Origin of the sequence: Pleomorphomonas sp. NRK KF1 (genome assembly GCF_023721755.1) — a bacterium.
Classification (GTDB): Bacteria; Pseudomonadota; Alphaproteobacteria; order Rhizobiales; family Pleomorphomonadaceae; genus Pleomorphomonas.
Window position 1 is genome coordinate 426460 of record NZ_JAMDLH010000002.1, and the last position, 25982, is coordinate 452441.

The 25982-nt window shown below is 64.1% G+C and carries 20 protein-coding genes; 6 read left to right on the plus strand and 14 right to left on the minus strand.

Going from position 1 to position 25982, the window contains the following annotated elements:
• Nucleotides 1–197: 197 nt before the first annotated feature.
• From parE to M4J39_RS07345, 4 genes are all read left to right on the plus strand, one after another.
• Entirely contained in the window at nucleotides 198–2243 is a 2046-nt protein-coding gene (parE, locus tag M4J39_RS07330; RefSeq protein WP_371875413.1) for a DNA topoisomerase IV subunit B, read from the plus strand.
• Nucleotides 2212–3282 carry a prohibitin family protein gene (locus M4J39_RS07335; RefSeq protein WP_251727166.1) on the plus strand — a complete coding sequence of 357 codons (1071 nt, stop codon included), beginning with the start codon at nucleotides 2212–2214 and terminating at the stop codon, nucleotides 3280–3282. The genes parE and M4J39_RS07335 overlap by 32 nt, the downstream gene beginning before the upstream one ends.
• A 434-nt stretch (nucleotides 3283–3716) precedes the next feature.
• Complete coding sequence (locus M4J39_RS07340) at nucleotides 3717–5264, plus strand: DEAD/DEAH box helicase (RefSeq protein ID WP_251727167.1); 1548 nt, start codon at nucleotides 3717–3719, stop codon at nucleotides 5262–5264.
• Between the two features lie 375 nt (nucleotides 5265–5639).
• On the plus strand, nucleotides 5640–6545 hold the full coding sequence (locus tag M4J39_RS07345; protein WP_251727168.1) for a diguanylate cyclase: 906 nt from the start codon (nucleotides 5640–5642) through the stop codon (nucleotides 6543–6545).
• 2 nt (nucleotides 6546–6547) lie between these two features.
• Here M4J39_RS07345 and M4J39_RS07350 read toward each other — a convergent pair whose 3' ends face one another.
• Nucleotides 6548–8722, minus strand: coding sequence for a ComEC/Rec2 family competence protein (locus M4J39_RS07350; protein ID WP_251727169.1), 2175 nt, complete (start codon nucleotides 8720–8722; stop codon nucleotides 6548–6550).
• Between the two features lie 155 nt (nucleotides 8723–8877).
• Between M4J39_RS07350 and gltX the strand changes: the two genes are divergently transcribed.
• Nucleotides 8878–10302 (plus strand): glutamate--tRNA ligase, encoded by a 1425-nt coding sequence (gltX, locus tag M4J39_RS07355; RefSeq protein ID WP_251727170.1) that lies wholly within the window; start codon nucleotides 8878–8880, stop codon nucleotides 10300–10302.
• A 365-nt stretch (nucleotides 10303–10667) separates the two neighbouring features.
• The gene (gene gltA, locus M4J39_RS07360; protein ID WP_251727171.1) at nucleotides 10668–11960 is read left to right on the plus strand and encodes a citrate synthase; all 1293 of its coding nucleotides are present in this window, start codon (nucleotides 10668–10670) and stop codon (nucleotides 11958–11960) included.
• Between the two features lie 80 nt (nucleotides 11961–12040).
• Here the strand turns inward: gltA and lpxB are convergent, their stop codons facing one another.
• From lpxB to tsf, 13 genes are all read right to left on the minus strand, one after another.
• On the minus strand, nucleotides 12041–13228 hold the full coding sequence (lpxB, locus tag M4J39_RS07365; protein WP_251727172.1) for a lipid-A-disaccharide synthase: 1188 nt from the start codon (nucleotides 13226–13228) through the stop codon (nucleotides 12041–12043).
• Complete coding sequence (locus tag M4J39_RS07370) at nucleotides 13225–14094, minus strand: LpxI family protein (RefSeq protein WP_251727173.1); 870 nt, start codon at nucleotides 14092–14094, stop codon at nucleotides 13225–13227. The genes lpxB and M4J39_RS07370 overlap by 4 nt, the downstream gene beginning before the upstream one ends.
• On the minus strand, nucleotides 14091–14897 hold the full coding sequence (lpxA, locus tag M4J39_RS07375) for an acyl-ACP--UDP-N-acetylglucosamine O-acyltransferase (protein ID WP_251727174.1): 807 nt from the start codon (nucleotides 14895–14897) through the stop codon (nucleotides 14091–14093). The genes M4J39_RS07370 and lpxA overlap by 4 nt, the downstream gene beginning before the upstream one ends.
• A gap of 123 nt (nucleotides 14898–15020) precedes the next feature.
• Nucleotides 15021–15449 carry a 3-hydroxyacyl-ACP dehydratase FabZ gene (gene fabZ / locus M4J39_RS07380; RefSeq protein WP_251727577.1) on the minus strand — a complete coding sequence of 143 codons (429 nt, stop codon included), beginning with the start codon at nucleotides 15447–15449 and terminating at the stop codon, nucleotides 15021–15023.
• A gap of 65 nt (nucleotides 15450–15514) precedes the next feature.
• The gene (gene lpxD / locus M4J39_RS07385) at nucleotides 15515–16564 is read right to left on the minus strand and encodes a UDP-3-O-(3-hydroxymyristoyl)glucosamine N-acyltransferase (RefSeq protein WP_251727175.1); all 1050 of its coding nucleotides are present in this window, start codon (nucleotides 16562–16564) and stop codon (nucleotides 15515–15517) included.
• 348 nt (nucleotides 16565–16912) lie between these two features.
• On the minus strand, nucleotides 16913–19243 hold the full coding sequence (gene bamA / locus M4J39_RS07390; RefSeq protein ID WP_251727176.1) for an outer membrane protein assembly factor BamA: 2331 nt from the start codon (nucleotides 19241–19243) through the stop codon (nucleotides 16913–16915).
• A 162-nt stretch (nucleotides 19244–19405) separates the two neighbouring features.
• Nucleotides 19406–20515: an RIP metalloprotease RseP gene (gene rseP, locus M4J39_RS07395; RefSeq protein WP_251727177.1), complete on the minus strand. Its 1110-nt coding sequence runs from the start codon at nucleotides 20513–20515 to the stop codon at nucleotides 19406–19408.
• A gap of 70 nt (nucleotides 20516–20585) precedes the next feature.
• On the minus strand, nucleotides 20586–21794 hold the full coding sequence (dxr, locus tag M4J39_RS07400; protein ID WP_251727178.1) for a 1-deoxy-D-xylulose-5-phosphate reductoisomerase: 1209 nt from the start codon (nucleotides 21792–21794) through the stop codon (nucleotides 20586–20588).
• Between the two features lie 5 nt (nucleotides 21795–21799).
• Nucleotides 21800–22663: a phosphatidate cytidylyltransferase gene (locus M4J39_RS07405; protein WP_251727179.1), complete on the minus strand. Its 864-nt coding sequence runs from the start codon at nucleotides 22661–22663 to the stop codon at nucleotides 21800–21802.
• A complete protein-coding gene (locus M4J39_RS07410; protein ID WP_251727578.1) occupies nucleotides 22660–23418 on the minus strand; it encodes an isoprenyl transferase in 759 nt (252 codons plus the stop codon). The genes M4J39_RS07405 and M4J39_RS07410 overlap by 4 nt, the downstream gene beginning before the upstream one ends.
• A gap of 55 nt (nucleotides 23419–23473) precedes the next feature.
• Complete coding sequence (gene frr / locus M4J39_RS07415; RefSeq protein WP_251727180.1) at nucleotides 23474–24037, minus strand: ribosome recycling factor; 564 nt, start codon at nucleotides 24035–24037, stop codon at nucleotides 23474–23476.
• A gap of 84 nt (nucleotides 24038–24121) precedes the next feature.
• Nucleotides 24122–24838, minus strand: a complete 717-nt coding sequence (gene pyrH, locus M4J39_RS07420; protein ID WP_101290762.1) for a UMP kinase — start codon at nucleotides 24836–24838, stop codon at nucleotides 24122–24124.
• A gap of 196 nt (nucleotides 24839–25034) precedes the next feature.
• Nucleotides 25035–25961 carry a translation elongation factor Ts gene (tsf, locus tag M4J39_RS07425; RefSeq protein WP_251727181.1) on the minus strand — a complete coding sequence of 309 codons (927 nt, stop codon included), beginning with the start codon at nucleotides 25959–25961 and terminating at the stop codon, nucleotides 25035–25037.
• Between the last annotated feature and the right edge of the window lie 21 nt (nucleotides 25962–25982).

Genomic DNA, 25982 nt, shown 5'->3' on the forward strand with positions numbered 1-25982 from the left:
GTTTGGCGCCGTCACAGTTAAGAACGCCTCAACGGCGTTGACGGTACCCGGATCGTCGGTGTACGAGCCGGAACACATATAGAACGAGATTGGCGCCTCCTCCGTTGGCGTGGCAAACTCTGGGGCGCGCGAATCAGCGTTGCCCGGCGACAGGCGGAATGGCTGGCACAGCCGGCTCATGGACGAAGACGGAACGCATGGAAAAGGACGACCTGTTCGGAACACTCCCCCCGCCGGCAAGCACGGCGGCTCAGGCGGCGGCGGTGTCCGTTCGCGCGCCCAAATCAACGCGTTCGCGCGTCGAGCCCCCCGCACCGGCAGAAGCCGTTTACGACGCGTCGGCCATCGAGGTTCTGGAGGGGCTGGAGCCGGTGCGCCGGCGGCCGGGCATGTATATCGGCGGTACCGACGACAAGGCCATGCATCACCTCTTCGCCGAGGTGATCGACAACTCGATGGACGAGGCGGTCGCCGGCCATGCCTCGTGGATCGAGGTGCGGATTGATGCCGACGGGTTCCTGACCGTCAACGACAACGGCCGCGGTATCCCTGTCGATCCGCATCCCAAGTTTCCCGGCAAGTCGGCGCTGGAAGTGATCCTGTGCACCCTGCATGCCGGCGGCAAGTTCGACAGCAAGGTTTACGAGACGTCCGGTGGTCTGCACGGCGTCGGCGTCTCGGTGGTCAACGCCCTGTCCGAATGGCTCGACGTCGAGGTGGCGCGCGGTCGCCAGCTCTACAAGCAAAGCTTCTCGCGCGGCGTGCCTCAGGGCGGCCTGCAGCGGCTCGGCGAAACCATGAACCGGCGCGGCACCAAGACGCGCTTCAAGCCGGACCCTCAGATCTTCGGAGAAGACGCGCGGTTCGAACCGGCGCGCATCTTCAAGATGGCCCGATCCAAGGCCTATCTGTTTGGTGGCATCGAAATCCGCTGGTCCTGCGATCCATCGCTGGTCGAAGGTTCGAAGACGCCGGCCGAGGCGGTGTTCAAGTTTCCCGGCGGCCTCAAGGACTTCCTGGTCGAAGCGCTCGACGGCGAGAAGCGCGTCACTGACGACCTGTTTGCCGGCCGTGTCGGCACCGGCGGCCATGGTACCGTCGAATGGGCCGTTTCTTGGTTTGCCGGCGATGGCTTCGTCAACTCCTACTGCAACACCATCCCGACCCCGGATGGCGGCACCCACGAACAGGGCCTTCGCCTCGCCCTCACCCGCTCGCTCAAGGCCTATGGCGAGATGGCCGGCAACAAGCGCGTCGCTCAGGTGATGCCTGAGGACGTGATGACCTCGGCTGGCGCCATGCTGTCAGTCTTCGTGCGCGAGCCCGAGTTCGTCGGCCAGACCAAGGACAAGCTGTCCACCGCCGAAGCCGCCCGCATCGTCGAGACGGCGGTGAAGGATGCCTTCGACCATTGGCTGACCGCTTCGCCGCAGCAGTCCGGTCGCCTCCTCGACTGGATCGTCGAGCGCGCCGACGAGCGCCTGCGCCGCCGCCAGGAAAAGGACGTTCTTCGAAAGAGCGCCGTGCGCAAGCTGCGTCTGCCGGGCAAGCTCGCCGACTGCACGCAGAACGCGGCGCAGGGGTCCGAACTGTTCATCGTCGAGGGCGACTCGGCCGGTGGTTCGGCCAAGCAGGCGCGCGACCGCGCCAGCCAGGCGGTGATGCCGCTTCGCGGCAAGATCCTCAACGTGGCGAGCGCCGGCCGCGACAAGGTGACGGCCAATCAGCTGCTGTCCGACCTGTTGCAAGCCCTCGGCTGCGGCACCCGCTCGCACTATCGGGAAGACGATCTCCGCTATGACAAGGTGATCGTGATGACCGACGCCGACGTTGACGGCGCCCACATCGCCTCATTGCTGATCACGTTCTTCTATCGCGAGATGCCCCAGCTCATCCGTGGCGGCCACCTCTATCTCGCGGTGCCGCCGCTCTACCGCCTGACCCACGGCGGCAAGACCATCTACGCCCGCGACGACGCCCATCGCGAAGAGCTGCTGCGCACGACCTTCAAGAACAAGAAGCCGGAGATCGGTCGCTTCAAAGGCCTGGGCGAGATGATGCCGTCGCAGCTCAAGGAAACCACCATGGACAAGAAGACGCGCACGCTCCTGCGCGTCGTGCTGGTGGAGGACGAAGCGGAACAGACGGCGGACTCGGTCGAGCGCCTGATGGGCAACAAGCCGGAAGGCCGTTTCCAGTTCATCCAGGAGAATGCCGAGTTCGCCGAGGATTTGGATATCTAGAGCCGGTGCGGCGGGCTCTGACTCGCCGGCAGGCCGTTCATTTCACGCAACCGCCAGGATCATTCTTCTCACCACTTGGAAGTTGCGAACCCAGCGTGGGCGGCGCACTATGTCGGCAATAGGCTTTCCGAGAGAACCTTCGGCAATGACATATTTTCGCTTAGCCGTGTTGGGCGTCATAGCCTTGATCTTCTTGGCCATTCTGAACAGTGGCTGGTTCACGATTCAAGAGACCGAGCGCGGCGTTCTTTTGAGAAACGGCGCCTTTGTGGCGACCGTCGAACCCGGACTGCATTTCAAGCTTCCGGTCTTCGAGAGCGTCGTGAGGATCGACGTGACCCAACGCGCCTTGCGGTGGGCGAACGACACCAGTCTTGAGGCCTATAGCCAGGACCAACAGCCGGCCAGCCTGTCCGTTTCGGTGGTCTACCACGTGCCACCGGCCGATGTGGACAAGGTCTACCGGCAATTCTCCGGCGTCGAGGGTCTCGAGTCCCGCTTGATTGCCCGCAAACTGCCGCAGGACCTCAAGACGGTGTTCGGACGCTACACCGCCGCATCGGTCATCCAAAACCGGGGCAAGTTCGCCGCCGATGTCGAAAGCGCCGTTCGGGCGGGCATTGTCGGTCCCCTGGTGATAGATCAGGTCAATATCGAAGACATCATCTTCTCCGACGCCTATGAGAACTCCGTCGAGCAGCGCATGCTTGCCGAAATCGAAGTGATGAAGCTGCGCCAGAACGCCGAACGCGAGAAGGTCCAGGCGGAGATTACCGTGACGCAAGCCAAGGCCAGCGCCGACAGCCAGCTCGCCACGGCCACGGCCGCCGCGCAAGCCACCGAGATCCAGGCCAGAGCCGACGCCGAACGCATCCGCTTGCGCGGTGAAGCCGACGCCGCGGCAATCCGTGCCCGGGCGGAGGCGCTCGGCGTCAACGGCGATGTGATCATCCGTCTGAACAATTCCGAGAAATGGAATGGACAGTTGCCGACAACCATGCTGCCGGGAACGACCCTTCCGTTCGTTGAAGTCAAGTGAGCCGGCGCGGGAGGCTTCGCCGACCAAACTGAAAACTGGTTGTCCAGCCAAGGCTCCAGGTCATCTGCGGGAGCAGCCGCTTTTCGATCGGGTTGGTTCAGCCTGATCAGCGGGTGCTCAGGCCGCATGAGGACAGGATGCGTAGATTTGCGTTGGCTTCAAGAAGATCGACCGATGAAATACGGGTACCGGTGGGATCCCCGCGTTCATCTCAATGGCAGCATCATGCAAACCATGCCTCAAAAGGCTCCGAAATCGCTTCCATGACCTCGGAAGTAACAATAAACGCTCAATTCGGCAGGAATTGATTGACATGCGGGCGATTCCACCTATGGTCTCCCACCATATCCGGATCGTTCCAAGTTGATCTGGAAGCGCGTGGATTCGCCTGCCCACAGTGTTCGAATCCCCCTATCCAAGAGACCGCACACCACATGAATTTTTCTGATCTCGGACTGAGCGCCAGCGTAATGGCGGCCGTTGAAGCGGCCGGCTATACGACTCCGACGCCGATCCAGGCCGAAGCCATTCCGCATGCCGTTGCCGGCCGAGACGTGATCGGCATTGCCCAGACGGGCACAGGCAAGACCGCTGCTTTCGTGCTGCCGATGCTGACGCTCCTAGAGAACGGCCGCGCACGTGCACGGATGCCGCGAACCCTGATCCTCGAACCGACGCGCGAGCTCGCAGCGCAGGTCGAGGAGAACTTCGTCAAGTACTCGATCAACAACAACCTCAACATCGCGCTGCTGATCGGCGGCGTGTCGTTCGACGACCAGAACCGCAAGCTCGATCGCGGCGCCGACGTGCTGATCGCCACGCCCGGCCGGCTGCTCGACCATTTCGAGCGCGGCCGTCTGCTGTTGACCGGCGTCGAGATCCTCGTCATCGACGAGGCCGATCGAATGCTCGACATGGGGTTCATCCCCGACATCGAACGCATCTGCAAGCTGGTCACCAAGAATCACCAGACGCTGTTCTTCTCGGCAACCATGCCGCCGGAGATTCAGGCGCTGACCGAGAACTTCCTCAACAACCCCGTGCAGGTCGAGGTTTCGAAGCCGGCGAGCGCCGCGACGACGGTTGCTCAGCGCCTCGTTGTTTCCGGCACCGAGGATTACGAGAAGCGCGAGACGCTGCGCGCCCAGATCGCCGCCGCCGAAGACCTCAAGAACGCCATCGTGTTCTGCAACCGCAAGCGCGATGTGGCCGTGGTGTTCCGCAGCCTCGTCCGTCACGGTTTCAATGTCGGCGCCCTGCATGGCGACATGGACCAGCGCGCCCGCATGGCAACGCTCGACGCCTTCAAGAAGGGCACTCTGACCCTGCTCGTCGCATCCGACGTTGCCGCCCGTGGTCTCGACATTCCCGATGTCAGCCACGTCTTCAATTATGACGTGCCGATCCACGCGGAGGACTACGTTCACCGCATCGGTCGCACCGGCCGAGCCGGCCGCTCGGGCACGGCGGTGATGATCATCACTCAGGACGACGAGAAGCATCTGTCGGCGATCGAGAAGCTGATCACCACCGACATCGAGTGGATCGGCGATCCGATCGTGTTCGATCCGGAGGCGCGCAAACGGTCTCGCGGTCGCAAGAGCGCCGAGGGCAAGGAACCGCGCCGGTCGCGCCCCAAGTCGTCGGATGGTGACGAAGCCCGCGCGCCGTCGCGTTCGCGCCGCACCCGGCAGGACGCTACGTCGTCGGAAACGTCCGAGGCTACCGCCGAGAGTTATCCACGTCCGAGCCGGAGCCGCGGAGCCCGCCCCGAACGCGAGGCGAACCCAGAACGCGAAGCCAGGCAAGACCGCGAGCCGAAGACCGAGCGGTCAGCGTCTCGGCAACCGGTTCGCGCCGGAGAGCGTCCGCGTCCCCTGCCCCGCCGCGACACCGATGACGGTCCGGCCGTGGTCGGACTTGGCGACCATGTGCCGGCTTTCCTGCTGAGGCCGGTGCGCATCGCCAAGTCGGCGAACTGACCCGCGCACAGCGTTTCAATCTTCTTGCGGCGGCCTTGCAGGCCGCCGCTTTCATTTCGCGGTGTGGCATTTCGCATTTGTCGGTCGGAAAAAATCGCCGCGGGGTGACGGGTCCCAGGCGGAAAGCTCAAGCTTTAGCGATTGCGTCCACCTTTGCTTAACGCTCAATTCATGCCTGCCGTTTATCAAAATGACAGGGCACGCGAAGAGCGATGGGCGGAGACCATGACGCACCGGGAAGAATTCCTGCGGACGATTGGCTATGGTGAGGCCGCCGTGGCACAACTGCGGCGCAACGAGAATGCCGCATACCCGAGGAACTATGAGCTCTGGTACAATTACTGCGCGGGGTTCAATCATGCCCTGAATCGGGCGGTGAATGACATTCTTCGCAGCAAAGGCCGCGTCGACACGGCGGAGCTGCATGCCATCTACAACCAGTTCATCTCGCCCTCGCGACTGTCCGATCGCATCGAGGATGTCGGCGGCCGCATTTCCGGCGAGATCGATGGCGTCATGGCCGCGATGAACAAGACGATCGCGGCCAACACCAACTACGCCGGAACCTTATCCGAAGCGTCGACGGAGCTCAGCGCCGGGCCCGACCTTTCGCGCCTTCGCGGCATTGTCGGTGACCTTCTGGTTGCCACGCAAGAGACGGAGAAGGTCAACCGCGAACTCGAAGGACAACTCGCCGACAGTCAACGGCAGATCTCCGAACTCAAGGAAAGCCTGGAGTCCCTTCGCTTCGAGACGTTGACGGACGAGTTGACGACGCTTGCCAACCGCAAGCATTTCGACCAGTCCCTCGAGCGGGCGGTCGCCAATGCCGCCGAGACGGACGGCATTCTCTCCCTGCTCATTACCGACATCGACAACTTCAAGTCGTTCAACGACAGCTTCGGCCACCAAACCGGCGACCAGGTGCTGCGTCTGGTGGCCCTGTCGGTCAAGCAGGCGATCAAGGGGCACCACCTGGCATGTCGGTACGGTGGCGAGGAGTTCGCCATCATCCTTCCGAAAGCCAGCCTTTCGCGGGCCGAAGCGCTGGCCGAGCGCATCCGGGAAAGCGTCAAGGAGAAAGAGCTGAAGAAGCGATCGACCGGCGAAACGCTTGGCTTCGTCACCGTTTCCGTGGGAGTGGCGACCTACCGCACCGGCGATACGGCCATTTCGTTGATCGAACGCGCCGACACGGCGCTCTATCTTGCCAAACGGGCCGGTCGCAACCGCGTCTGCACCGAAGCGATGCTCGCCACCGCGGCGGACGAGGAGACATAGCGTCAGCGTGCCGGTGCAAGCCATGGCCGGTACGGGCTGCCGAGCACGCGACCGGTCTCCTCGATACGCAGACCGCCGTCGCCGTCCATCCGGATGTCGTAGGTCACTGTTCCGGTCGAAGCGAGCCGACGCCCGTCGATGAGCAGGCCGGACGGGCGACACCACCGCGGCGCCTCCAGGCCGGACACCACGAAGGCGGCGGTCGCGCAATCGTCACCGAAAGCGACCGGTCGACTGACGACAGACACTGCCGGGCGTCCCTCCCCGGCGCTCAGGAAACATGCCTCGGCGTCGCAGGCCGTGTCGCCGTCCAGCGAGGGCAGCCGTGCCGGATCGATACCCAAGGCCGCCATCCACACATCGAGCGTGAAACCACCCTTCTGGCCAATCTTGTGCCAGGCACCGCTTTCTTCCCTGACAAGGGCCAGTGATCCGTCTCCTGCGACGATCAGATCGGGCGGCGCACTGACGGCAACGAAGGCGAAGCCGACGAGGATCGTTGCGAGACCCAGCCAACGTTTTCGGCCGCGCCAGAGACAGATCCAGAGCCCGCCCGCCGCGACGGCCAGCATGGTCCACCCCATGGGGCGGCCATACAGACCGCCGCCGGGGGTCCAGTCGGCGACGGTGCGCGCGACGGCGATCATGCCTTCGATCCCGGACCCCATGATGGCAAGCGGCACCCCCTCGAGACCGAGCGGCATCACCAGCGCGGCAACGAGCGCCGCCGGCATGATCAAGAACGACACCAGCGGCTCGGTCACCAGGTTGGCGATCATGCTCAGCGGCGCCAGGCGGCCGAAATGATAAAGCGCCATCGGCAGCGTCGCGAAGCCAGCCAGTACCGTCGCAGCCAAGGCGGCCATACCCCAGAGCGCGAGTCGTCTCACCGTGCGGACGAGCAAACTGATATCGCCGGAGTCTCCCGGTTCGCCTCGTCTGGAGCGCCAGGCCTCAAGCCCGGCCATCAGCGCCACGACGGCGGCAAACGACATTTGAGCGCCCGGCTCCATCACCGCCTCCGGCGAGAAGGCCAGGGTGATCAGGGCGGCAACGGCTACCACCCTCAGTGACAGGGCGCGGCGGTCGATCAGGACGGCAATCAGCGACACCGCCACAACGATCATCGAGCGCTCCGCCGGCACGTCCATACCCGAGATGACAAAATAGGCGCCGGTGCCCAGCATAGACAGGGCGGCCGCGATCTTCTTGATCGGCAGATTGAGCGCCAGTGGCGGAATCAACGCCAGGACGAGGCGGATCCCGCCGAACAGGAAGGCCGCGACCAAGCTCATGTGCATGCCGGAGATCGACAGCACGTGCGATATGCCGGCGATGCGCATGGCCTCATTGGTCGGGGCGGATATGCCGGCACGGTCACCGACGATCAGGGCGGCCGCGATGGCTCCGGCATCGCCGGGGAGAGCTTGCCGAATGCGCTTCGCCGCGGACGTGCGCAAGGTCTCGATGCCGCTGAGGATGGCGAACTTCAAGCCGGGTGGAGGGGCCTCCGGCCACGATTTGACGCTCCCATAAGAGAAACCGCTGGCTCCGATGCCCGCGAACCATGCGACGCGCGCGAAATCGTAGCCACCGGGAAGAGGCGGCGGCATCGGTGGTGCGAGGCGCGCGAGCATCGTCACGGCCTCGCCAGGCATCGGTGCCGCGCCGCGCGTCGTCACGCGAACGAGCGGCGGCATGCCTCCCCGAGGCGCGGGCTCGATCTCCGCTGGCACGACGACGAGGCGCGCCGCGCCTTTTCCCCTGTCCTCGACGGCCACGACATGCCCGCGGAGCGTCACCGTCCGCTCGAAGGGAAACACGGGATGGGCGGCAAGCCGGGTCATCAGGGCCGCGTGCAGGAACCCGGCGCAGGCGAGGCAGACGAGGATCGGCAGCAGTGGCACGGACGGCGACAGGCGGACGATCACCACGAGCATAGCCGTCAGGCCAAGTCCGGCGAACGCGAACTCGACGGTGGAAGGCTCGCTTATCGGGGCGAAGTACATGGCCGCGCCGACGGCGGCGGCGACTGGCCACCAGAGAAAACCGCGCCCATCGTCGAGATCGCGAGCAAAGGATTTCCGAAGGGCCGAGGCCGCGCGACGCCATTGCGCGCCGATGGGCAACCAACCATGGGCGGGGCGCTCGATACTCGTCTCCGTCCGGACCGTCACAGTCGCCGCCTATTTCGTTGTTCACGCAGCCGAAGCCGCGATCTTATTTTGCGAAACGCGCGGCTTTCCTGTAAGACGCCGTCCACGCCATGTCCGGCCGACGACGATCCGCCGTCCTTTCCGGGCCAACCCTGGTATTTTCGGAACTATTGTCGATGTCCACGCCCGTCGTCACGCGTTTTGCGCCGTCCCCCACCGGTTTTCTGCACATTGGAGGCGCGCGGACGGCGCTCTTCAACTGGCTCTACGCCAAGCGGCACGGTGGCAAGATGCTGCTTCGCATCGAGGATACCGATCGCGAACGGTCGACGCAGGCTGCGGTCGACGCCATCATCGACGGGCTGACCTGGCTGGGTCTCACCTGGGAGGGCGAGCCGATCTCCCAGTTCAAGCGTGCCGATCGTCACGCCGAGGTGGCGCGCGAACTGGTCGCGGCCGGCAAGGCCTATTATTGCTATTGCACGCCCGACGAGCTCAACGAGATGCGCGAGACCGCCAAGGCGAACGGTCTTCCGCCACGCTACGACGGGCGCTGGCGGGATCGCGATGCTTCCGAGGCTCCTGAGGGCGTCAAGCCGTCGGTGCGCATCAAGGCGCCGCTGGATGGCGAGACGGTGATCGAGGATGCGGTTCAGGGCACCGTTACCTTCCCCAACAAGGATCTCGACGATTTCATCATTCTGCGTTCCGACGGCACGCCCACCTACATGCATGCGGTGGTCGTCGACGATCATGACATGGGCGTCACCCAGATCATTCGTGGCGACGACCACCTGACCAACACGGCGCGCCAGAAGATCATTTACGATGCCCTCGGCTGGGACATGCCGAAGGTGGCGCACATTCCGCTGATCCACGGACCGGACGGTGCCAAGCTCTCCAAGCGTCACGGCGCGTTGGGCGTCGAGGCTTATCGCGCCATGGGCTACCTGCCTGTCGCGCTTCGCAATTATCTCGTTCGGCTGGGCTGGGCGCATGGCGATGCCGAGATTCTCTCCCCCGACGAAATGGTCGCCCTGTTCGACCTCGAGGGGATCGGCCGTTCGCCGTCACGCTTCGACTTCGGCAAGCTTGAGAACCTCAACGGCCACTATATCCGCCAGACGCCGGATGACGAGCTGGTGCGCCATATCGTCGCCCTGCTTGACCACATTCCCGGCGGCGCGGAGCTGAAGGCGAAGCTCGACGACGGCAAGAAGGCGCAGCTGACCGCCGCCATGCCCGGTCTCAAGGAGCGCGCCAAGACGCTCCTCGAACTGATCGACAACGCCGGCTACCTGTTCGCCAGCCGGCCGTTGGTCCCCGACGAGAAGGCCGCCGCACTGCTTGACGCTTCCGGAAAGGCCGCGCTCGGCGATCTGCTGCCGCGCCTCAAGGCGCTGCCGGACTGGACCGCCGCCGCCACCGAGGAGGTCGTCCGCGCCTACGCGACGGAAACCGGCCTCAAGCTCGGCAAAGTGGCCCAGCCACTTCGGGCCGCTGCCACGGGGCGCACGACTTCGCCGCCGATCTTCGACGTGCTCGCGGTGCTTGGTCGAGACGAGGCGCTCGGCCGCATCGGCGATGTGCTGGCCGATTGATCGATCCGGAAGCCTGCAAATCATCAGCCCCGCCCGGCTCGGCCGCGGCGGGGCTTTCACTTCCTTGCGAGGTGAAACGACAGAAGGTGGAAAGCTTCCTGCTCCACTCAGCAAGGCGACAAGCATCACGGAGTGAAAAAGCTCACCGAAACAATAACTCCCCCGGCAACGGCCCGGTTCCGCACCTCAGCCGAAATGGCAAGTCTGACCACCAATTCGACGGCTTGCCGGAGTAGGGATTTTCCGCTACGTGAAGATCGACATGCGACTGGGAGGTTGGTCGGCAGTTTACGTAAGCGTAAGCGCTTTATCCTTCCCCTCATTGGCCTGGTCCACCCGATCACCTCTGCTGGAGATCCGACCGAATGACCACGAAGAACGCGACCGTCACCATCGATGACAAGACCTATGAGTTCCCGCTCAAGGACGCGAGCATCGGCCCGAGCGTGATGGACATCTCCACCTTCTATGGCAAAACCGGCCACTTCACTTACGATCCGGGCTATACGTCGACCGGCGCCTGCGAATCCAAGATCACCTATATCGACGGCGACAAGGGCGTGCTGCTCTATCGCGGCTACCCGATCGAACAGTTGACGCTCAAGGGCGACTATCTCGAAACCTGCTACCTCCTGCTCTACGGCGAACTGCCGACCCATGCGCAGAAGGAGCAATTCGATCGCCACATCACCCGCCACACCATGATCCACGAGCAGATGACCCGCTTCTTCCAGGGTTATCGTCGTGACGCCCACCCGATGGCGGTGATGGTCGGTACGGTCGGTGCGTTGTCGGCCTTCTATCACGACTCGATCGACATTTCCGATCCGCACCAGCGGATGATCGCCTCGCATCGAATGATCGCCAAGATGCCGACGATCGCCGCCATGGCTTACAAGTATTCGATCGGCCAGCCGTTCATTCACCCGAAGAACGACCTCGATTACGCGGCGAACTTCCTGCACATGTGCTTCGCCGTTCCGGCCGAAGAGTACAAGGTCAACCCCATTCTCGCCCAGGCCATGGATCGCATCTTCACGCTCCATGCCGATCACGAGCAGAATGCCTCGACCTCGACGGTGCGTCTTGCCGGTTCGTCGGGCGCCAACCCGTTCGCCTGCATCGCCGCCGGCATCGCCTGTCTTTGGGGACCGGCCCATGGCGGGGCCAACGAGGCGGCGCTCAACATGCTGGCCGAGATCGGGTCGGTTGATCGAATCCCCGAGTATATCGCTCGCGCCAAGGACAAGAACGACCCGTTCCGCCTGATGGGCTTCGGTCATCGCGTCTACAAGAACTACGATCCGCGCGCCAAGATCATGCAGCAGACCTGCCATGAGGTGCTTGAGACGCTCGGCATCAAGGATGACCCGCTGCTCGACGTGGCCGTCGAGCTGGAGCGGATCGCGCTCAGCGACGAGTATTTCATCGAGAAGAAGCTCTACCCGAACATCGACTTCTATTCGGGCATCACCCTGAAGGCGATGGGCTTCCCGACCTCGATGTTCACCGTGCTGTTCGCCGTCGCCCGTACCGTCGGCTGGATCGCCCAGTGGAAGGAAATGGTCGAGGATCCGAGCCAGAAGATCGGCCGTCCGCGCCAGCTCTACATCGGCGCGCCGCAGCGCGACTATGTGGAGTACGACAAGCGCGACTGAGGCTCAGCGCTGTTCGCGCAAGACAATCAATCGCCCCCGGCAGCAATGCCGGGGGTTTTTGCTTGGAGCGTAAAGCGTCTTCAGCGCGTGGCGAGCCGAAGCACCACGTCCGCCGCCGTGTCGGCCGCCGGTCTTCCATCCGGCAAGGCCATCATGTCGCGCAGGCGCGCAAAGGCGGCAAGCTGCTCGGCACGGGCTGTCGTCTCGGACAGAAGCGGCGCCAGCGCATCGGCAAGCCGCTCGGGCGCAAGATCGGGGTCGAGAAACTCCGGGCTCGCCTTCTCCCCGAGAATGATGTTGGCGAGACCGAACATGCTGATGTTGACCAGCCCCGGAATGCGACGGGCAACTTCGGACACCAGACGGAAGAGCGGATCGCGCGCATAGGCGATCACGCTCGGCACACCGGCGAGCGCCAGTTCCAGCGTCACCGTGCCGGAGGTCGCAAGCGCCGCGTGAGCCGATCGGAAGGCAGCCCACTTGGTTGCCTCGCCGGTGACGACCTGCGGGCGCACTGCCCATCCGGACGTTTCTTCCTCGATGCGCGCCCTGAGGCGTTCAACGGCCGGCAGCACGGGACGAAAGACGACACCGCGAGCCGACAACACATCCAGAACCCGTCCGTATAGCGCCAGCATCCGGTCGATCTCGCCGGAGCGGCTGCCCGGAAGCACCAGCAGCGTCGGCGGCGCACCGTCTGCCAGCGGAGGGCGTTCCCCAGGAGCGGCGGTGAGCAGTTCCGGCCTATCGATCAACGGGTGACCGACGTAGGTCGCCTCAGGACCCTTCAGACGTTCCAGGGCGGCCGGTTCGAACGGAAGGAGCGCCAGCACATGATCGACGTAAGACGCCATCCTGCGGGCTCTGTTCGGCCGCCAAGCCCATACGGAAGGGCATACATAGTCGACGATGGGCAAGTTCGGCAGTGCGGCCCGAACATCGTGCGCCACGCGGTGGGTGAAATCCGGGCTGTCGATGATCACCAACACGTCCGGCCGGCCTGCAATGACGGCGCCGGCCGTCTCGGCGGTACGAAGCTGAATGAGCGGCAGCCTTTTGACGACCGGGCCAAAGCCCATGACCGCAATGTCGTGCAGGGAGAACAGGCTCGGCATACCATCGGCGGCCATCCGGTCGCCGCCGACACCGAAGAACTCGACCGGGCGCATCGACAGCCGCTTCAACGCCGCCATCAACCGCGCGCCGAGCTGATCGCCGGACTCCTCGCCGACGACGATGGCGACGCGGAGCGGCGAACCTTCAGTCATGACGCACCGTCCGGAAAAGATCGAACCTGCAGGAACAAGCGGGCCGCATCCGCCGCGGCGACTGTGGCAGGCCGATCGACGATCATGACCCGGCCGGACTCCACGACGATGCCCGCCAGCCCCGCGGCCACCGCCATCTCGACCGTCCTGGGACCGATGGTCGGCAGGTCGACGCGCAGATCCTGCTGCGGTTTGGCCGCTTTCACCAACACGCCGGAACGGTGTGCCGCCTTGAGGCGGCCGCGCTTCCTGAGGTCGGCCACGCGCTGCAGGAGTTCGTCCGTGCCCTCGATGCCTTCGACCGCGATGACCCGGCCCGAAATCGCCACGACGGCCTGCCCGATATCCAGACGACCGAGCGATAACGACGCCTCGATGCCCTTGACGATATCCGCCTCGGCATCGTCGCTGGGCTTGATGCGCCCCAGATTGCCGCTACCGCCAACCAGTTCGTGTGCGACCTGATGGGCGCCGACAACGCGGTAGCCGCGATCCTCAAGAAAGCGAACGACGTTCTTCAGCACGGTGTCGTCGCCGCCGACCATCAGCGACAGAATCTTCGGCAGGCTCAGGACGGCGCCGAGATCAACTCTAATCGCCGAGAAATCCGGCCGGTTGACGGCGCCACAGATCACGACTTCGCCGACGCGCTCACGCGCCATGAGATCGAAGAGACGGCCGATTTCGCCCCAGCGCAGCCAATGGTGATGAAAGGCTTCGATGTCGAGGTCGGCCTCGCCGACGATACCGAACAAGACGACTGGTCTTCCAGCCGCCTCGGCCGCCCGCGCCACGACGACGGGAACGCCGCCGCCGCCAGCTATGATGCCCAGGGTCGGGCGGTCGGAAGCGGTCGCCCGGCTCATTCGCCCTCGCCGTCCCGGCTTCTCGGCGTACAGATGGCGCGATCGCCACCCGCCCGAATGAACTCGACCATGCGATCGACCAACTGGCTGCCGCCATGGGTCTCCACGACACGGTCGAGGCGCACGGACAGTGGGTCATCACCTTCGAACAGCAGCTTGTAGGCGTTGCGCAACGCATGGATGTCGTCGCGGGGGTAATTGGCGCGCCTTAGACCGACGAGGTTCAGGCCGCCAAGACGGGCACGGTTGCCGGTGACGATGCCGAAGGGAATGATGTCGTTCTCGACGCCGGTCATTCCGCCGACCATCACGCCCTCGCCTATGCGAACCCACTGGTGCACGGCGCTGAGACCACCCAGAATGGCGTTGTCGCCGATGTGGACATGGCCGCCGAGCGTGGCACAGTTGACCAGAATGACGTTGTTGCCAACCACGCAATCGTGGGCGACATGGGCGTTGGCCATAAGAAGGCAGCCGGAGCCGACGCGCGTCAGCATGCCGCCCCCCTCGGTCCCGAGATGCAGCGTCACGCACTCGCGAATGACTGTCCGCTCGCCGACCTCAAGACGGCTCGGCTCGCCCCGGTACTTGAGGTCCTGCGGCACCATGCCCACCGTAGCGTGCGGGAACACGGTGACGCCGTCGCCCAGCGTCGTGCGGCCATCCACCACCGTGTGCGCGTGCAACACGACGCCTTCGCCCAGCCGCACGTTGGGCCCGACCACGCTGAAAGGGCCGATGCTGACGTCGTTTCCGATCTCGGCGGCCGGATCGACCACAGCGGTGGGATGGATGGTGGGCATGCAGGTGATCCTCGGTGGCAAAGCGACAGCAAGCCGCTCGCTTCCCTATAGCTTCCGTTGCCTGGGGAAAGGCTGCAATTAATGTTTCAGCGTATTACGACGCGGCAACGTGGCGGCAGTCTGTCAGGCGTTCACCAGCATGGCGCTGAGTTCGGCCTCGGCGACTTTGGTGCCACCGACGATGGCGGTCGCCTCGAACCACCACATGTTGGCGCGCTTTTTCATCTTGCGAACGTGATATTCCACCACGTCGCCAGGGCCGACCGGCTTCCTGAACTTCACCTTGTCGATGGTCATGAAGTAGACCAGCTTCGGCGCCATTCCCTCGGTGGCGTTGACGCAGATGGCACCGGCGGTCTGGGCCATGCCCTCGATCATCAGCACGCCGGGCATGACCGGCGCGTCGGGGAAATGTCCCTGGAACTGCGGTTCGTTGATGGTGACGTTCTTGATGCCGATGGCCGAGTTGTCGCCGTCGATCTCGATGATCCGGTCGATCATCATGAAGGGATAGCGGTGCGGCAAAGCCTTCAGGAGCGCCTGGATGTCCATGACTCCCAGGGTGCCCTTGGTTGGCGTTCCGGCTTCGGCCGGTGCCGTTGCGGTGTCGGTTTCGCTCACGTTTCGTCCCTTCCCGTCGCCTGCTTCACGGCCCTCTTCAGGGCCATCTGTTCCTTGGTCCACTCCCGAATCGGCTTCGCCGGGTTGCCGACGTAGCGCGTCCCCGCGGGAATGCTGTCCTTCACCATGGCGCCGCCCGAAATCTGGGCGCCCATTCCAATGCGAATGTGACCGGCAAGCCCCGTATGACCGCCGATCGCCACGAAATCCTCGAGCTGCGTCGAGCCGGAGATGCCAACCTGAGCCACCAGCACGCAATGCCGGCCGACCTCGACGTTGTGTCCGATCTGAACGCCGTTATCGATCTTGGTGCCCTCGCCGATCACCGTGTCCCGATTGGAGCCGCGATCGATGGTCACGTTGGCGCCGATCTCGACGTCGTCCTGAATCACGACCCGGCCGATCTGGGGCACCTTGAGGTGACCGCGCGGCCCCATCGCAAAACCAAAGCCGTCCTGGCCGATGCGCGAGCCGGGGTGAATGATGACCCGATTGCCGACAAGTGCGTATTGAAGCGTCACACCGGCCCCGATGTATCCATCGCGACCGAAACGGACGCCCCGACCGACAACGGCATTGGCCGACACCACGCTCCCTGCGCCGATCTCCGCGCCCGCGCCGATCACGGCGCCCGGCTCGATGGTGACCCCCTCTTCGAGACGCGCCGTGGGATGCACGTTCGCTGCCGACGAGATCCCCGCTTCGCCGAACGGCCCTTTCAGACGGAAGGCGTCGGGGAACAGCGCCTGCATGATCATCGCCATCGCCCGATAGGGCTGCTGAGCCACAACGACGGCCGCGCCCTCAGGGGCATCGGCGACGTGGGCGGCCGAGCAGATGACGACGGAGGCCTTCGTCTCGCGGAAGGACGCGACGTAATGGGGGTTGTCGAGGAAGGAAAGATCGCCTGGGCCAGCCTGATCGAGCGGCGCCACGCGGCCGATGGCGATCTCGACGTCGCCCCGCGCAACTTCTCCACCCGCAATGCGCGCCACCTCGGCCAGTTTGAGCGGGCCGGACGGCACGAAGAACACTGGATCGGTCATGACAACACTCGCTCGTCCCTGCCGGTCACGAACCGCGCTGGACGCACGCCTTCCTTCTTCGTTTCGGCTGACACACCACTGGCTCTGCGGCCGCCCGGCTCGCCGTTGCGGCCGGCTGCGATGTCACCGGAACGGAAGGCATTAGCCATTGCTTCGAGGCGGTGTCAACCGATGGGACGCCCAGAATCCTCAATGAAAGCCGGGTGTGTGAAGATCAGACTGCATCCTTGCCCGTCATTCGAGGCGCCACAATCGCCCGGAAGCCGATGCAGAGCTAACGCAGGCCCTGGCCAAAACGAAACCGCCGCGCTTGTGGCGCGGCGGCTGACGATTTGCGATGAAACGAGGTCAGAACTTGGTGCCGCCCGAGAAGCGGAACACCTGGGTCCTGTCCGTATCTTCCTTCATGACCGGATAGGCGAAGTCGGCACGCAGCAAGCCGAACGGCGACTGCCAAACCAGACCAGCACCGACCGAAGCGCGCAAGGCAAGGTCGTTGTCGGCACTGGCCGTCGTCTTGTCGGACGACCAGAGCGTTCCGGCGTCGGCGAACAGCGACCCCCAGAAGCCATATTCCTGCGGAACGAACGGAACCGGGAAGATGGTCTCGGCACTCGCCGCAAAGAAATACCGACCGCCGAGCGCGTAACCAGAGGTGTCGCGGGGTCCGATACCATTGGCCTCAAAGCCGCGGATGATGGAACCGCCCACCTGGAATTGGTCGATGTAATCGAGATCCCCGTCCATACCGAACATGGCACCGCCCTTGGCACCGAGATGTCCGATGAGATCCCAGTCTTCCACCAGCTCCTTGTAGTACTCGGCGCGGCCGGTTGTCCGCAGGAAGGTCGCGTCGCCACCAACGCCGGCGAACTCCTGCTTGATCTGAGCATAGATGCCGTTGCGCGGGAAGGCATAGTCGTCGACCGTGTTGTAGGTCAGGCTCGCGCCGACGATCGAGATGAAGCGATCACCAGGCGTGACGAACGAGCTGTAGGCCGACTGAACGTCGCTGATCTCCTGCTGGTATCCCTCGTAGAAGAGACCCAAGGACGTGTCGTCGTTGAGCGGCACACCAAAGCGAATCTTGCCGCCGGTGTTCGTCTCGTCATAGGGATGCACGCCATCGTCACCGTCGCTGTAGTTGCGGCGGTAGACGTCGAAGCCACCCTCGAGACGACGATCGAACAGATAGGGCTCGGTGAACGACAGCTCGTAGGACGAGTCGCCGCTCTTGCCGTCGGTCGTGATGCCCTTCGACACCGAAGCGCGCACATACTGACCGCGACCAAGGAAGTTCTTCTCGGTCAACGACAGCTCGGCGAGGATGCCGTTCGACGTGGAGTAACCGGCGCCGATGCTCACCTCACCGGTCGGCTTGTCGTCGACCTGAACGTTGACGATCACCTTGTCAACCGAGGACCCCTGCTCCGACCAGATGCGAACATTCTGGAAGTAACCCAGATTCTTCAGCCGGCGCTCGGCCTTCTCGATCAGAACCTGATTATAGGCGTCACCCTCGCCGATATCGAACTCACGGCGGATCACGTAATCACGGGTGCGGTCGTTGCCGATGATATTGATGCGCTCGATGTAGGCGCGAGCACCTTCATCGACGAAATAGGTCACGGCAATGGTGCGATTGGCGTAGTCACGATCGCCGCGTGGCCGCACCTGCACAAAGGCATAGCCCTTGGCTGCGACGGCCGTGGTGATTGCCTCGAGAGACTTGTCAACCTCGGCGGCAGAGTAGGTGTCTCCCGAACGCGTCAGGGTCAGTGCCCTGAGATCGTCCGCGTTGAGATCCGGCAACGTCGTCTCGACCTTGACGTCGCCGTACTTGTAGCGCTCTCCCTCATCGACCGTGAAGGTCAGGAAAAACGAGTTCTGCTGACGATCGAAATCGGCGGTGGCCGAGACCACGCGGAAGTCCGCATAACCATGATTGTAGTAGAAGCGACGCAACGCTTCCTGATCGGCGCTCAGCTTCTCGGGCGTATAGGTGTCGGACGTCTTGATCCAGCCGAAAAGGCCGGATTCCTTGGTGGAGATGATGCTCGACAGACGGTAGTCGGAGTAGGCCTTGTTGCCGACAAACGTGATCTGGCTGACCTCGGTACGCGGCCCCTCGTTGATCTGGAAAATGAGATCCACGCGCCCCTTGCCGAGATCGACCTGCTTGGGCTCGACCGTCGCATCGTAGCGGCCGGTGCGACGATAGAGTTCAAGAATGCGCTGGGTATCGGACTCGACCTTGCCCTGCGTCAGCACCGAACGTGGCTGCAGTTCGATGGCGCCCTTCAGCATTTCGTCGGACTGGACGTCGTTACCCTCAAAGGCAACGCGGGCGATCACCGGGTTCTCGACGACCTTTACGGTGACCCGACCGCCGGACTGGCTGATCTGCACATCGGAGAACATGCCGGTCGCAAACAACGCCTTGATCGATTCGTCGACCTGAGCCGGGCTCAGCGGGCGTCCGGGCGTCCCCTTGATGTAAGCCGCGATCGTCTCAGGTTCGACGCGCGTGTTGCCGACGACGGTCACCCGCCCCGCAGTTGCAGCCTCAGCTACTGAAATTGCGCCCAACTCCGGCACAAATCCGCCCCACAAAGGTGCCGCGACGAGCAAGGCAGCGGAGGCGGCGACGACTTTCGTCCATTCTTTGAATGAGCGCATTTAATCACGTACCCGAGTTTCTGCGGCCAGAGCCGATTGGGAACCCTTGTTACAGATTCCGATCAAGAGGTTTTTACAGTCTTTGCCACGATGCGCAAGCGACCTTGCCATGAGTGGTGCCGTTTTCCATGTCGTGCGTGACCCGAAGGTCACGAGCGAGGCCTAACCCGATGCGATCTTGGCTATATCGTTGAGTACGCCAAAGGCCATCAGCCCCAAGACGATAGCGAAGCCGATGCCGAAGCCGATCTCTTGGGCTCGCTCCGGCAGCGGACGTCCGCGCAGCGCTTCGATCGCGTAGAACGCCAGATGTCCACCGTCCAGCATGGGAATTGGGAAGAGGTTAATGAGACCGATCGAAATCGACAGAATAGCAGCAAGGTTAATGAGTGGTATCAGACCCAGCGCCGCCACCTGACCGCTGACGCGGGCGATGCCGATCGGACCGCTGATCTGTGTCGTGGAGGTTCGTCCCGAGAACATGCCCGCGACGGACGACAAGGTACTGTCAACGATCGACCACGTTTCGCGAGCGGCTTCGCGAACCGCACCGACCGGTCCGAAGCTTCGCAACTCTACAGTGGGATTGGTCTGCCTCAAGCCGAGCACCGGCACGATCTGCTTCTCGCCAAAGCCGTCGACAATCTCTCGCGAGCGCGGCGTGGCGTGCAATGTCAGGCGAGTGCCGGAGCGATCGATGTCGATGGCCAACTCGACCCCGTTTTGCAGCATGACCACGCGCTGGATGTCGGCGAAGCTCTCGACGGGACCACCGTCGATGGCGAGGATGCGGTCCCCCGGCAGAAAACCGGCCTCCGCCGCTGGGCTGCCCGGTTCGACGGCGCCGGCGATCGGAGCGATCATCGGCTTGCCGAAAGCGTAGAAAAGGACGGCAAGCACGGCGATCGCGAACAGAAAGTTGGCGGCCGGCCCGGCGGCCACCACGGCGGCGCGGGCGGCTAGCCCCTTCGACTGGAATGCCCCCGGGTCGGACGACTTTTCGCCCGGCTGGCTGGCGACGTTGGCGTCATCGATGAAGCGCACATAGCCACCGAGCGGAATCGCCGAGAGCTTCCAGCGCGTCCCCTTGCGATCGGTTCGCCCCAGAAGCTCAGGACCGAAACCGATCGAGAAAACGCTAACGGCGACGCCAGCCCGACGCGCCACCCAGAAATGCCCAAGCTCGTGAACGAAGACCACCACGGTCAGCACGACCAGGAAGGGAATCACCGTTCCGATCAGGGTGCCACCGGTTGCCGCGAGAAAACTCAATGCTTCATCCTCTCGTGATCCTGCCCGCCTCGGTCGACGACGGCCTAAAGCAGCCCCTCATCCGCCCCCACTATAGGCAGGCCAGGGCGATCTTGCGAGCCCAACCGTCGAGCTCGGTCGCTGCAAGCAAGGACGAGGGCTCGGACAGTCCGCCCTTCGCGTCAATCCCGGCAAGAGCCGCCTCGACGACGCGCGCGATATCCAGGAAACCGATTCGGCCGGCGAGGAAAGCCTCGACGGCAACCTCATTGGCGGCATTGAGCACGCAAGGAGCGCCGTCCCCGCGCCGCATCGCCGCCTCGGCCAGAGGCAAACAGGGAAACCGATCGCGATCGGGCGCTTCGAAGGTCAGCGTCCCCACCGTCGCGAGGTCGAGCGGCTTGACCGTCGTCGGCCGGCGCTCCGGCCAGGCAAGGCAGTAACCGATCGGCGTACGCATGTCGGGAACACCGAGTTCGGCAAGCAGCGAGCCGTCCTTGTAGCGAACGAGGCCATGCACGACCGACTGAGGATGCACCAGCACCGAGAGCTGATCAACCGAAACGGGGTAGAGCCGGTAAGCCTCGATCAGCTCCAGCCCCTTGTTCATCAGGGTCGCTGAATCGATCGTGATCTTCGGCCCCATGCTCCACTTGGGGTGCTTGAGCGCCATGTCGCGCGTAACAGCGGCAAGCTCCGGTTTCGGCGTCCGCAGAAAGGGTCCACCGGACGCGGTGATGATCACCTCGGACACGTTCGGGGCATTGTCGGTCTCGAAGACCTGGAAGATGGCGTTGTGTTCGCTGTCCACCGGCAGAATGCGTGTGCCGGCACGCTCTGCCGTCGCCAGGAACAGCGGGCCGGCGGAGACCAGCGTCTCTTTGTTGGCCAGCGCGAGCGTCCGCGTGGCGCCGAGCGCGGCAAGGCTGGGCGCGAGACCGGCAAAGCCGACGATCGCCGATACGAGGATGTCGGTCGGTCGGGCAGCTGCGGAAGCGATGGCCTCTGCGCCAGCTGCCGCTTCGATGCCGGTGCCGGCGAGGCGGTCGCGAAGCTCCGCATAGGAGGAGGGATCGGCAACCACGGCAATCCGAGCGGAAAAACGAATGGCAAGCTCGGCAAGTTCACGCGCGTTTCGACCGGCGGTCAGCGCCTCGATCTCGAAGCGGCCGGGCTCGGTGGCTACCAGGTCCAGAACGTTGAGACCGATCGATCCGGTGGTGCCGAGAATGGACAACCGACGCGGTGCCTGCCCCCACGCAGCTTCGCCTCTGCCCCCCGCCTCCATAGTCGATGTCATTGCCATCACCAGATGAGAAGGCCGGCGGCGATGCCACCGCCCGAAAGCCAATCTCGCCCAAGGCCGATCGCAGCCGCGACGGCGAGCGCGGCAACGAGGCCGTCGACGCGATCCATGATGCCGCCGTGCCCGGGAATCAGGACGCCCGAATCCTTTACGCCGAAGTGTCGCTTCATGGCGGACTCGGCAAGGTCTCCCACCTGCCCCACGGCCGACAGGAGCAGCGCGATCAGTACCAGCACGACGCTCACGCTCACACCGGCCGCCACAACCACCAGACACCCGACGACAACTCCGGCAAACGCCCCACCGAGAGCGCCCGACCAGGTTTTCTTCGGCGAGAAGCGCGGCGCCAGCTTGGGGCCGCCGATCAGCCGGCCGGCAAAGTACGCGGCCGTATCGGTGGACCAGACGACGGCAAAGACGAAAATCACCGCGACCGCTCCGGTCGAGGCGAAGGTGAACATGTCCTCCCCCCGCAGCGCGACGGCAGCCACCGCCGGCGCGCCGGCATAGAGGATTCCAAGCGACAACCAAGCCACGCGCGGCTCAGTGACGCGCGCCAGAAGCAACGCGGCCGCCACGAGCGCGGTGAAGCCGAGAGACTGCAACGGTTCGTCGCGCCCCGTCATCACGGTGACGGCGACGAAAGCCATCAAGGCCCAAGGCGCCGCCCGGAAGGAGAACGGCCCGCTCATGGCCATCCATTCACGTAGGATCAGCACGGCGGCGACAGCGGCGAGCGCGGCGAAAACCCAACCACCGGCCCAGAGCGCGGCGATGGTCGCCACCGCGAGCACGACGGCCGACAGCAGACGCAGGGCGAGCTCGGAGTTGGTTTTGCCGTGCTCGGGGGTCGGCGCGTTCATCGGGCCTCGTCTTTCTGGGACAATCCGCCGAAGCGGCGTTCGCGGCCGAGATACTCGGTGATCGCCCGGTCGAACGCGGCGCCATCGAAATCCGGCCAATAGTCGGGAACGAAAACGAACTCGGCGTACGCGGCCTGCCACAGCAGGAAGTTGGAAAGCCGCTGTTCGCCACTTGTGCGGATAATGAGATCCGGGTCGGGCATGCCGGCAGTGTCGAGTTTCGCCGCAACGAGATCGGCGGTGATCTCATCGGCGTCGAGGCGACCTGAAGCCACCTCGCGGGCAAGAGCCTTCGTCGCCCGTGCGATCTCGTCACGACTGCCATAGTTGAAGGCAATGACGAGATTGAGACCGGTGTTGCCCGCCGTCTTCTGCTCTGCCTCGATCAGCAGGGCGGCTATGTCGCCGGACAGATTGTCGCGGCCGCCGATCACGCGCACACGGACGTTGCCGCGCGTCAACTCGGCGAGATCGCGGCGGATGAACAGTTTCAGGAGCCCCATCAGCTCGCTGACCTCTTCAGCCGGCCGAGACCAGTTTTCCGAGGAGAAGCCGAAGACGGTCAGCCACTCGAGACCGATCGACCTGGCGTGTCCAACGACGTCGCGGATCGACTGCACGCCGCGCCTGTGCCCTTCGGCACGCGGCAGTCCGCGCTGGCGGGCCCACCGTCCGTTGCCGTCCATGATGATGGCGACATGGCGCGGCAGGCCCGCCTTCGCAGCGTTTTCCGCCGGCGCCGTTCCGAGCCCCATCATGTCCGACCTGCCCCTCCCCGAGACCACAACGCCATCAGCCCGTCCTTGCGGATCAGACCTGCATGATCTCCTGCTCCTTGGCGGCCAGCATCCTGTCCGCCTCGGCGATCGACTCGTCCGTGATCTTCTGCACGCGATCCGAATAGACGCGAAGCGAGTCCTCGGAGATGAGGCCTTCCTTCTCGAGATCCTTCAGCTCATCAAGGCCATCGCGGCGCACGTGGCGAATGGCCACCTTGGTCGCCTCGACATACTTGTGTGCGATCTTCACCAGTTCCTTGCGGCGCTCGGTATTGAGCTCGGGAATCGGCAGACGCAGGAGCGTTCCCTCGATGATCGGATTGAGGCCGAGGTTCGATTCGCGGATCGCCTTGTCGACGGCGTGCACCATGCCCTTGTCCCATACCTGGACCGAGAGCATGCGCGGCTCGGGAACGGACACGGTGGCCACCTGATTGAGCGGCATGGTGCTGCCGTAAGCCGCCACGACGATGGGATCGAGAAGGCTCGCGCTGGCGCGACCGGTACGGAGGCCGGCGAGGTCGTTCTTGAACACGCTGAGCGCGCCCTGCATGCGGCGCTTCAGGTCGTTGATGTCGTAGTCTTCATCGGCCATCTTGCCAACCTTCCAGAACTGATCGGCGCCGTGCCAACCTTTCGCCACTCACGGGCAGCGGCGGGCCGCCGGCGCTCGCTGTTGTTACCCGTCGATGACGGTGCAAAGACCCTTGCCCTTCAGAACATTGACGAATGCGCCATGCTCATGGACCGAGAACACCACTACCGGAATCTTGTTGTCGCGGGCAAGCGCAATCGCCGCAGCGTCCATGACCTGCAGATTTCTAGAAAGCACTTCCTGGTGCGTCAGGCGCTCGTAACGGCGCGCGGTCGGATCCTTCTTGGGATCGGCGGTGTAGACTCCATCGACCTGCGTTCCCTTGAGAAGAGCGTCGCAATCCATCTCGGCGGCGCGCAAGGCGGCACCCGAGTCGGTGGTGAAGAAGGGATTGCCGGTACCGGCAGCGAAGACGATCACCTTGTTGGCGGCGAAATGGCGCAAAGCCTCGCGCTGGGTGAAGGTCTCGCAAAGGGCGGGGATAGCAATGGCCGACAGCACCACGGCCGGCGCCCCGAGTCGTTCGATGGCCGAGCGCATGGCGAGCGCGTTCATCACCGTACCGAGCATACCCAGGTAGTCGCCGGTCGTCCGATCGCCGCCATCGGCAGCCACGGACACGCCACGGAAGATATTGCCACCGCCGACAACCACGCCGACCTGGATGCCCAGCCGATGCGCCTCGACGATTTCACCGGCCAGACGGTCGACCACCTTGGGATCGATGCCGAAGCCGCGATCGCCCATCAGGGCTTCGCCCGACAGCTTGAGCAGGACACGGCGATACTTGAGCTCGGTCATGGGCAAAACTCCAAATTTTTCGAGAAAAGGCGATTCCGAGAAAGGGAAGGTTCTAAAGCGTTCCAACTACCCCGCATCGACGGCGATGGAAACCCCCACGAGCAATATACTCAAGACAGCTGCCATGCGAAGGAGGCAGACATGACAAGGGCGCCGAACCAGTCGGCGCCCTCATCGTGGTCAGTTGGAATACCGCTCAGCCCTGACCGGCGGCGGCGGCCACTTCGGCGGCGAAGTCGCTCTCGCCCTTGTCGATGCCTTCACCGAGGGCGAAGCGCACGAAGCCGGTGACCTTGATCGGCGCACCGACCGTCGCCTCGGCAGCCTTGACGGCGGCTTCGACGGTAAGGTCGGGATTGATCACGAAGGCCTGCTTCAGAAGCGTCGACTCTTCGAAGAACTTGCGAATGCGGCCTTCGACCATCTTCTCGATAACGGCGGCCGGCTTGCCGGACTCCTTGGCCTGCTCGATGAAGATGGCGCGCTCGCGCTCGACGACCTCGGCCGAGATATCCTCGGCGGACAGCGCCAGCGGCGAGGTGGCGGCAACGTGCATGGCGATCTGCCGACCGAGCTTGACGAGCTCGTCGACGTTGCCGGTCGACTCGAGGGCGACGAGCACACCGATCTTGCCGAGACCGTCGGCGATCGCCGAATGGATGTAGGTAGCAACGGCACCGGCCGACACCTTGAGGGAGGCGGCACGGCGGAAGCCCATGTTCTCGCCGATGGTGGCGATCAGTTCCTTGACCTCGGCCTCGACCGAATGCGCCTTGCCCGGATAGGTCGCGGCGGCAATGGCGGCGGCGTCGCCACCCTTGTCCACGGCAACGGTCGCCACGGCACGCACCAGCCCCTGGAAGGCCTCGTTGCGGGCGACGAAATCGGTCTCGGAATTCACTTCGACGACGGCGGCGGTCTTGTCGCCGGTGGCGACGCCGACCAGACCCTCGGCGGCAACGCGCCCGGCCTTCTTGGCGGCCTTGGAAAGCCCCTTGGCGCGCAGCCAGTCGATGGCGGCTTCGATGTCGCCATTGTTCTCGGCCAAGGCGTGCTTGCAGTCCATCATGCCGGCGCCGGTCTTCTCGCGGAGATCCTTCACCTGTGCAGCGGAAATGTTCATGTGACCCTCGTCTTTTCTCGT

Excerpts from the sequence above, each read along its gene's own strand:
- parE (WP_371875413.1), top strand. The coding sequence starts at position 198 with ATGGAAAAGGACGACCTGTTCGGAACACTCCCCCCGCCGGCAAGCACG.
- M4J39_RS07335 (WP_251727166.1), top strand. The coding sequence starts at position 2,212 with ATGCCGAGTTCGCCGAGGATTTGGATATCTAGAGCCGGTGCGGCGGGC.
- M4J39_RS07340 (WP_251727167.1), top strand. The coding sequence starts at position 3,717 with ATGAATTTTTCTGATCTCGGACTGAGCGCCAGCGTAATGGCGGCCGTT.
- gltX (WP_251727170.1), top strand. The coding sequence starts at position 8,878 with ATGTCCACGCCCGTCGTCACGCGTTTTGCGCCGTCCCCCACCGGTTTT.
- gltA (WP_251727171.1), top strand. The coding sequence starts at position 10,668 with ATGACCACGAAGAACGCGACCGTCACCATCGATGACAAGACCTATGAG.
- lpxB (WP_251727172.1), bottom strand. The coding sequence starts at position 13,228 with ATGACTGAAGGTTCGCCGCTCCGCGTCGCCATCGTCGTCGGCGAGGAG.
- M4J39_RS07370 (WP_251727173.1), bottom strand. The coding sequence starts at position 14,094 with ATGAGCCGGGCGACCGCTTCCGACCGCCCGACCCTGGGCATCATAGCT.
- lpxA (WP_251727174.1), bottom strand. The coding sequence starts at position 14,897 with ATGCCCACCATCCATCCCACCGCTGTGGTCGATCCGGCCGCCGAGATC.
- fabZ (WP_251727577.1), bottom strand. The coding sequence starts at position 15,449 with ATGGACATCCAGGCGCTCCTGAAGGCTTTGCCGCACCGCTATCCCTTC.
- lpxD (WP_251727175.1), bottom strand. The coding sequence starts at position 16,564 with ATGACCGATCCAGTGTTCTTCGTGCCGTCCGGCCCGCTCAAACTGGCC.
- bamA (WP_251727176.1), bottom strand. The coding sequence starts at position 19,243 with ATGCGCTCATTCAAAGAATGGACGAAAGTCGTCGCCGCCTCCGCTGCC.
- dxr (WP_251727178.1), bottom strand. The coding sequence starts at position 21,794 with ATGACATCGACTATGGAGGCGGGGGGCAGAGGCGAAGCTGCGTGGGGG.
- M4J39_RS07405 (WP_251727179.1), bottom strand. The coding sequence starts at position 22,663 with ATGAACGCGCCGACCCCCGAGCACGGCAAAACCAACTCCGAGCTCGCC.
- M4J39_RS07410 (WP_251727578.1), bottom strand. The coding sequence starts at position 23,418 with ATGGGGCTCGGAACGGCGCCGGCGGAAAACGCTGCGAAGGCGGGCCTG.
- frr (WP_251727180.1), bottom strand. The coding sequence starts at position 24,037 with ATGGCCGATGAAGACTACGACATCAACGACCTGAAGCGCCGCATGCAG.
- pyrH (WP_101290762.1), bottom strand. The coding sequence starts at position 24,838 with ATGACCGAGCTCAAGTATCGCCGTGTCCTGCTCAAGCTGTCGGGCGAA.
- tsf (WP_251727181.1), bottom strand. The coding sequence starts at position 25,961 with ATGAACATTTCCGCTGCACAGGTGAAGGATCTCCGCGAGAAGACCGGC.